Source organism: Ruminococcus sp. 1001136sp1_2201st1_G3_2201SCRN_220225, from assembly GCF_040924365.1.
Classification (GTDB): Bacteria; Bacillota; Clostridia; order Lachnospirales; family Lachnospiraceae; genus Blautia_A; species Blautia_A faecis.
Genome location: NZ_JBCOME010000066.1, coordinates 14,751 through 20,639, shown reverse-complemented (window position 1 = coordinate 20,639; position 5,889 = coordinate 14,751). Strand labels below are relative to the sequence as shown.

The following is a 5,889-nucleotide window of genomic DNA, read 5'->3' as shown; positions in this document are numbered from 1 at the left end:
CAATATAACAAGCCCCAGCAAAAAGCCGGGGCTAATACTTCAATTATTTTAGGACATTTTCAAAAACGCTTGACACAAAAAATTTCATTTCATTCTCACGTCCGGGTAATTTTTCAAGTAAAAATCAATAAATTCCTTGACGACATTTAGGGCAAATGTTATAAATATAAAGAAGAGATCTGTAAAGGTAAAGGACACGTGTCCCCATTTTTTGCAGATAATCGAATCGATAATTAGCATACTACTTAGGAGGAATATCATGCCGAACATAGAATTGCTTGAGAAATCTATGCCTGTCGCACCTATTCGTATCGCAGCGCTGGAGGGCTGCCGCGAACTTGCAGAGGAGGTAGACAGAAACCTGGTAAAATTCCGTAAGGAACTTGTAGAAAAGAAAGGCCTTGACAATATCCCACAGGGATACAGCGAAGACTCTTTTATCGTGGAGTGCGAATGTCCGCGTTTCGGTACCGGTGAAGGTAAGGGAATCATTAAGGAATCTGTCCGAGGAACTGATCTTTACATTATGGTAGATGTTACCAACTACAGTTCCACATACACTGTCTGCGGTCACGAGAATCACATGTCTCCGGATAACCATTTTCAGGATCTGAAGAGAATTATTTCCGCAGCTACAGGTAAGGCACATCGTATCAATGTAATCATGCCATTCCTTTATGAAGGCCGTCAGCACAGACGTAAGAAGAGAGAATCTCTTGACTGCGCACTGGCACTTCGTGAATTAAGTGATATGGGCGTAGCCAATATCATCACTTTTGATGCTCATGATCCGCGTGTGCAGAACTCCATTCCGTTAAATGGTTTTGACAACTTTTTCCCAACCTATCAGTTCCTGAAAGCGCTGATAAAGAACGTTGACAATTTCCAGGTTGACAATGATCATCTCATGATCATCAGTCCGGATGAGGGTGCTATGTCCAGAGCCGTATATTTTTCCAATATTCTGGGCGTTGATATGGGCATGTTCTATAAGAGACGTGATTATTCCACAGTGGTAAATGGCAAGAACCCCATCGTAGCTCATGAGTTCCTTGGCGACTCTGTAGAAGGCAAAGACGTTGTTATCATCGACGACATGATTTCTTCTGGAGAAAGTATGCTTGACGTTGCCAAACAGATCAAAGAACGTCACGCCAACCGTGTATTCATCTGCACTACTTACGGTCTGTTTACAGAAGGTATGGATAAATTTGACGCTTACTATGAGAAAGGCTGGATTGACAAGGTTATCACAACCAACCTGAATTACCGTATTCCGGAGCTTCTTACCAGACCTTACTATGTGGAAGCAAATATGAGCAAATATCTTGCAAGTATTATGGATATCATCAACCATGATGTTTCTGTTGAGAAGGTTCGTTCCAGCAATGAGAAGATCATGGATCTGATGAAGCGTGTAAATCAGTAATAGACAATAAATAAACAAACAAAGCCCTGTTCCACATTATCTCGTTTGTGGCACAGGGCTTCTTTATATTTACATATTTGCATGGATCGTAAACCGCATCTATACGTGTCTGGCACATTATTTTTCCCGAAGAATGCCCAGAAAAGCTGCCAGATTTCCTCTCCTGCCATGGGATGCCCTGTGGGAAAAGAGGAATTCCGGATTGCAGCAGGTGCAAATTCCAGGCACGGAAATATGATCTTCTTTTATTCCTGCCTCCAGAAAAATAATGTGGTTTGCTTCCCAAAGATTCAGCTGGTACTTACCATTCTTCTTTTTATAAAAAAGCCTTTCCCAGTACTTCTCTTCAAAAGCTTTCTGAAATTCCAGAATCACATCTTCGCTTACTTCATAGCAATCCTGACAGATAGAGGGACCAATTGCCGTAAAAATTTCCTCCGGATCTGAGCCAAACTGCTCTGCCATTTTCTCTATAGTCACCTTACCGATTTTCCCAACTGTCCCGCGCCATCCGGAATGAGACAAGCCCACGGCTTTGTGAACCGGATCTACGAAATACAGCGGCACACAATCTGCATAAAAGGTGCATAAAACAACACCTGGAACATTGGTGATCATTCCATCCACATCTTTATATGTTCTTGGACGCGTTACACCTTTCCCCCTGTCTTCTGCCCCCACCAGCTGCACGTTTGTAGTGTGTGTCTGATCAGATGTGACAATATCTTCCAAAGAAAAGCCTACCGCTGCACTAAGTCTGCGATAATTGTCTTTTACCGCGTTTTCTTCATCACCTCTTGTAAAGCTAAGATTCATAGATGAAAAAATTCCCTGGCTTACACCGCCAAGTCTTGTACTGAAACAATGCACAATATCCGGGAACTGTTCAAAAGAGGGATAAGTAAGATAGGTGACTCCATTATTTTCTTTTACTTGCATATGAAGTTTATTTTCGTTATGCCATTTAATCTTCATCTGATTCTCCTCTTCTTCTGATCTCACAGTTCTTCTCGAACCTGTTAAGAATTCATTCTCTAGAGCGTGTTTGAAAAAGGCTTTCTGCAAGATGTGCGTCACAATTTGTGGGAGATTTTGTCCGGATAAGGGCGCCGCAGCGAGCTACGTCAACAGAATTCTGGCATAGTATACCGCAAAGTGGGGCATACAGATTGCAGGAATATTTTTTCAAACAGGCTCTGGCTCACTGACAGAAATCAAAGGCATTTTTTATCCAGCAGATCTTATCGCCGTTGATTCCCACCACATCAAACCTGCATCTCACATCCATGCTTCTGTAATGGTTCTTCAAATATTCCACTGCCACCTTGGAAATCACCAGCTGCTTTCTGCCGTCCACTGCTGCCAGTGGACTTCCGGAGCGTTCCGTACTTCTGTACTTAACCTCCACAAAAATCAACCATCCATCAGCAGTCATTCCGATCAGGTCGATTTCCCCCAGCCAGTTCCTGTAATTTCGCTCCAGAATCATCACGCCCTGGGAAACCAGATAATCTGCAGCGATTTCTTCATAAAAAGCACCTACTTTTCGCTTGTTTTTCTGCATAAAAACTCCCATATATACTTCTGTGTAGGTATCTTTTGTATTCATAACTGCAAAACATATTCATATCCGGATCATCAGCCATTTCAAATTTTCACATTATCCTATAAAATTCTTTATAAAAGTTGCCCTGTGTATCGGACTTGGGCCATATTTTTTCAAGGCTTCAATATGTGCTGCAGCTCCATACCCCTTATTTGAGGCAAAGCCATATTCTGGCATCACTTTATCGTACTCTACCATCATCCGGTCTCTTGTGACCTTAGCTACAATGCTGGCAGCTGCAATGGAAATACTCTTGGCATCCCCTTTTATAATCGGCACCTGAGGTATGGTCACGTCGGGAATGGTTACTGCATCATTGAGAAGAATCTGCGGCACCGGCTCCAGCTTGCTGACAGCCTCACGCATTGCCTCATAGGTAGCCTGAAGAATATTGATCTCATCAATTCTCCGGGGACTTGCCATTCCGATTCCAACAGCTACCGCATTCTCCATGATCACGTCATACAATTCATCCCTTTTTTTTGCGCTTAACTGTTTGGAATCATTAAGATACAGGATTTTGCAGTCTCTTGGCAAAATAACAGCACCTGCTACAACAGGACCTGCCAGCGGGCCTCTTCCAACTTCATCAATTCCGCACACATAGCCCAGATCTTCGTATTTGCGCTCAAATTCCTTCATCTTTTCTGTGCGCAGAAGTTCTTTCTGGTAAGCCTCTTCTTTCTTATGAAGCTGCTCCAGAAGCTTCCTGACTCCACTTCTTGTATCCTCTTTGTATTTTTCAAAAAGAGCGGCATATTCTCCCGGTTCTGCTGCCTGGATCTCACTCTTTATTTCTCCGATTTTCTGCATATTATTTACCTTCTTCTGGCACCCACTCCAAAGTGATTCTTCCAATCTTTCCAGAGCGGAAGTCATCGAACAGAATCAGAGAGGCCTTTGCATAGTCCAGTTCCTCTCCTTTCTTCAGACATCCTCTGGAGCGCGCGATTGCTTCTAATATCTGCACAGCTGTGCCTTCCTCCTGGATCTGATAGCGTTTCTCCAATGCACCAGAATATTTTTCCCGAAGGAAATCAATAAGCGTAAGGGAAAGCTCCTCCATATTCAGAATATCATCCTTGATAGAGCCAATATAGGCAAGACGCATTCCCACTGCCTCATCTTCAAACTTGGGCCAGAGAATCCCAGGAGTATCCAGAAGCTCCACATTCTTATTTAGGCGGATCCACTGTTTGCCCTTGGTTACACCTGGCTTGTTTCCTGTCTTGGCGCATGCTCTTCCAGCAAAAGTATTAATAAAAGTAGACTTACCAACGTTAGGAATTCCTACTACCATAGCACGGATCGGGCGGTTTTTGATTCCTCTTCTTCTGTCCCTCTCAGTCTTCTCCCTGCAGGCTTCCTGAATAGCCGCCTGAATCGCTTTCATACCAGAGCCGCTGCGGGAATCTACTTTTACCACATAGAACCCTTTCCCCTGAAAATAAGCTTTCCATGCTTCATTCTGGCGTTCATCTCCAAGATCTGATTTGTTCAAAAGGATCAGCCTTGCTTTATTTTTCCCAAGCTCGTCAATATCCGGATTCCGGCTTGCAAGGGGAACCCTGGAGTCCACAAGCTCAATGATCAGGTCGATCAGCTTAATGTCCTCCTGCATCTGTCTTTTCGCTTTGGTCATATGACCAGGATACCATTGTACGTTCATATTTACCTCATTCTTGCAGCTGTTCAGCAGATACCGTTCCACAAAGCGTGTAACCGCGAACGTGCTGAACAATCACTTATTTTTTATAAAAGTCTCACAGTTTAATTATTCAACGGCCCTATGTCTTTCTTCGGGGATATCTGGAACCAGAGCTTACCAGTTATATATTTCTTATTCACTCGTCCGATATCGCCATAACGGCTGTCTTCGCTGTTATTACGGTTATCGCCCAGGACAAAGTACTCTCCCGCTTCCAGTGTAATGGCATTGGCTGCCATTCCCGGATTGTTGATCGCGGGAAAATCTTTGCCTTCTTTATATGTCTCTCCATTGATCAGAATTCTTCCATTCACGATCTGAATGGTCTCACCTGGAAGTCCGATCACACGGCGGATATGAAGAGCCGCATCATCACTTGCATTTGTGCGGAATACAATAAGGTCGCCGCGTTTCGGCGAGGACGCTTTATAAGCAAGCTTGTTTACAAAATACCGGCTTCCAACTGCCAGAGTAGGCTCCATGGAGCTCTCCTGCATCGTCACAGACTGAAATAGCATCATGGAGGTCAGCACTGCAAAGATCAGTGTAACTGCGATCTCGAATACCCAGATCAAAACTTTTTTCAGTTTACTGTCTTCCAATTTCTCCATGGCACCAGAAAAAGATTTTTTCTCCAGTTTTGCAATTTCCGGCATGTTGAACAACTGCTCTTTTTCTCTTTTATTTCTTCTGTCGCTCATATCTACTCCATTCGTGTCATAATTGCATGTCCTGCGTCTGGTTCCAAAACGCTTTTTTCATCTCAGGCCAGATACTTTATTATCTTATCACATATCCCGAAAAAGAAAAAGAAAAAATAATCAAAAAAATGCTGCCCAGACAGTCATCACGGCCATCTGCGCAGCAAATGTCACTGTTCGTATTCACTTCGTTCCCGAAAGCACTTCACGGAACATTACCAGTGAACAGCAACCAGCAATTTTCAATTGAAATTATTTAACAAGCTCTTTAACCTTAGCAGCTTTACCTACACGGTCTCTTAAGTAGTTCAGTTTCGCACGGCGAACTTTACCACGACGGATAACTTCTACTTCCTTTACGTGTGGGGAATGAAGCGGCCATGTTTTCTCAACGCCAACGCCGTTGGAAGCTTTTCTTACTGTGAAAGTAGCTCTGGTGCTTCCG

General features: G+C 43.4%; 8 protein-coding genes. 1 reads left to right on the top strand and 7 read right to left on the bottom strand.

The features are described 5' to 3' along the window. Nucleotides 1-259 precede the first annotated feature (259 nt). Nucleotides 260-1,429 (top strand): ribose-phosphate pyrophosphokinase, encoded by a 1,170-nt coding sequence (locus AB5642_RS17180; protein ID WP_173719481.1) that lies wholly within the window; start codon nucleotides 260-262, stop codon nucleotides 1,427-1,429. 117 nt (nucleotides 1,430-1,546) lie between these two features. On the opposite strand, the gene pgeF is transcribed toward AB5642_RS17180, so the two are convergent. The 7 genes from pgeF to AB5642_RS17145 all read right to left on the bottom strand — a co-directional run. Continuing rightward, on the bottom strand, nucleotides 1,547-2,404 hold the full coding sequence (gene pgeF, locus AB5642_RS17175; protein WP_173719480.1) for a peptidoglycan editing factor PgeF: 858 nt from the start codon (nucleotides 2,402-2,404) through the stop codon (nucleotides 1,547-1,549). 52 nt (nucleotides 2,405-2,456) lie between these two features. Further along, nucleotides 2,457-2,618 (bottom strand): DUF6783 domain-containing protein, encoded by a 162-nt coding sequence (locus AB5642_RS17170; RefSeq protein WP_306467810.1) that lies wholly within the window; start codon nucleotides 2,616-2,618, stop codon nucleotides 2,457-2,459. 12 nt (nucleotides 2,619-2,630) lie between these two features. Continuing rightward, on the bottom strand, nucleotides 2,631-2,993 hold the full coding sequence (locus tag AB5642_RS17165) for a YraN family protein (RefSeq protein ID WP_148462608.1): 363 nt from the start codon (nucleotides 2,991-2,993) through the stop codon (nucleotides 2,631-2,633). A 96-nt stretch (nucleotides 2,994-3,089) separates the two neighbouring features. Further along, the gene (locus AB5642_RS17160) at nucleotides 3,090-3,848 is read right to left on the bottom strand and encodes a ribonuclease HII (protein ID WP_173719479.1); all 759 of its coding nucleotides are present in this window, start codon (nucleotides 3,846-3,848) and stop codon (nucleotides 3,090-3,092) included. A 1-nt stretch (nucleotide 3,849) separates the two neighbouring features. Further along, the gene (gene ylqF, locus AB5642_RS17155; protein ID WP_173719478.1) at nucleotides 3,850-4,704 is read right to left on the bottom strand and encodes a ribosome biogenesis GTPase YlqF; all 855 of its coding nucleotides are present in this window, start codon (nucleotides 4,702-4,704) and stop codon (nucleotides 3,850-3,852) included. Between the two features lie 101 nt (nucleotides 4,705-4,805). Then, nucleotides 4,806-5,444 (bottom strand): signal peptidase I, encoded by a 639-nt coding sequence (gene lepB, locus AB5642_RS17150; protein WP_330590334.1) that lies wholly within the window; start codon nucleotides 5,442-5,444, stop codon nucleotides 4,806-4,808. Between the two features lie 252 nt (nucleotides 5,445-5,696). Further along, on the bottom strand, nucleotides 5,697-5,889 hold a 193-nt coding region (locus tag AB5642_RS17145; RefSeq protein ID WP_368371775.1), incomplete at its 5' end, for a 50S ribosomal protein L19.